Raw genomic sequence first — 1,514 nt, 5'->3', positions numbered from 1 at the left:
TGCTGCAAAAGTTTATGGTGCAGATAAATTAACCGGTGCTGCCGGTGATGGTTTTTCTGTTTCGCTTACACCCGAAGGCGGAAAGCTTTTAACCAATATGCCTATGCACCTTAATGGTGTAATGATGCTGAATGGTAAAGAAGTGGATGTAAATACACTGGAAGATTACCTCGGCGCAAAAGCACACATGGTGGTAGTAAGCCTTGCCGATAAAAAATATTTACATGTGCATCCAAGTGTAGAAGGCGCCAGGTTTGATTTGCATACAACATTTGAGAAACCGGGTGTTTACCGTGGATGGATTCAGTTTCAAAGTAAAGGGAAAGTTTATACCAGCGATTTTGTAATGAATGTTGCAGAAGGCAAGGCTTCGGACATGAAAGACATGAAAAAAGATGAACATGAAAATCACTAATTATTAAACAATAAAAATGACAATTATGAAAAAGATGTATTTCACCGTACTGCTGGCAGTGCTGGCAGTAGTAAATGTTAATGCTCAGGACCACAAACATGGCTCGCCACATGGAGGCACCGTTAAATCAGCCGGCGATTTTCACATTGAAGTAAGCGTAAAAGATGGGATGGTGATGGCCTACCTGCTTGACGGAAATGAAAAGGCGATGGCAAATACCGGGGTAACCGGAACGGCACTCCTTCAAACTGCTGACGGGAAAACTTCAACCATTACATTAATTCCAAATGGCAAGGATGGATTTATGTACACACTGGATAAAACAAAAAAGTACAACAAGGCAATTGTGACTTTTACAAGCAGTGGCAAAACAGCATCAGCATCGTTTGACCTTGCAAAAAAGGAAGCAAAAGATGACCATAAAGACCATCATCACTAAACAACAATTCCGGGTGGATATAACCCTTTATATGCACCCGGAATTATAATAGAATACAGAAGTTAAGAAGATGTTTGTTTGCAAAAGCTTTTCATAAGCCGTATTTCTTTTTAAAAAGAATTTGTTTAACCACTTTAAATATTATCCCATGCGTACACTACAAATAATATTCGTTGCCGGGTTTGCTCTGGCAGGTTGCGGAGGCATTTATCAACTTATTAATTCTGACTACGACCGGTCGGTAAATTTCAGCAACTATAAAACATACGCATGGTTAAACAATCACACCCCTCATGCGCCTACACCTTATGATAATGAAATTATCGAAAACAATATTAAAAATTATGTTGACCACGAACTGGCCAACAGAAATTACAGTGCCAATACAGCCGCTCCCGATTTATTATTTGAGCTGGTACTAAATAATCAGAAGAAAGAACGTACTACCACAACTCCCGTTTATTCGGCACCTGTGTATCCCACCTATCCGCCTAATTCGTACCGGTATTATAATCCTAATAATTACCGTTGGAATACTTACGGATACAATAATTACAATTATGTAAGACCATCGTACCAGATCAGCAGTCGTGTAGTAAAAACAGAATACAATGAGTCAACTATCAGCATTAATGTTTTTGACCGGGTTTCCAATAAAAT

General features: G+C 39.1%; 3 protein-coding genes. All 3 read left to right on the top strand.

Features of this window, described 5'->3' with window-relative positions; all coding sequences use genetic code 11:
• Nucleotides 1–415, top strand: a 415-nt coding sequence (locus HYX58_00090) for a hypothetical protein (protein MBI2774397.1), incomplete at its 5' end; no start/stop codon positions are given.
• Between the two features lie 25 nt (nucleotides 416–440).
• Nucleotides 441–854, top strand: a complete 414-nt coding sequence (locus tag HYX58_00085) for a hypothetical protein (GenBank protein ID MBI2774396.1) — start codon at nucleotides 441–443, stop codon at nucleotides 852–854.
• A gap of 148 nt (nucleotides 855–1,002) precedes the next feature.
• Nucleotides 1,003–1,514, top strand: a 512-nt coding sequence (locus HYX58_00080; GenBank protein ID MBI2774395.1) for a DUF4136 domain-containing protein, incomplete at its 3' end; no start/stop codon positions are given.

It is taken from the genome of Candidatus Dependentiae bacterium, from assembly GCA_016191325.1.
Classification (GTDB): domain Bacteria; phylum Babelota; class Babeliae; order Babelales; family JACPOV01; genus JACPOV01.
Note: the sequence above shows the minus strand (reverse complement) of the source record. Positions and strands in the feature narration are given on the sequence as shown.

Excerpts from the sequence above, each read along its gene's own strand:
- HYX58_00085 (MBI2774396.1), top strand. The coding sequence starts at position 441 with ATGAAAAAGATGTATTTCACCGTACTGCTGGCAGTGCTGGCAGTAGTA.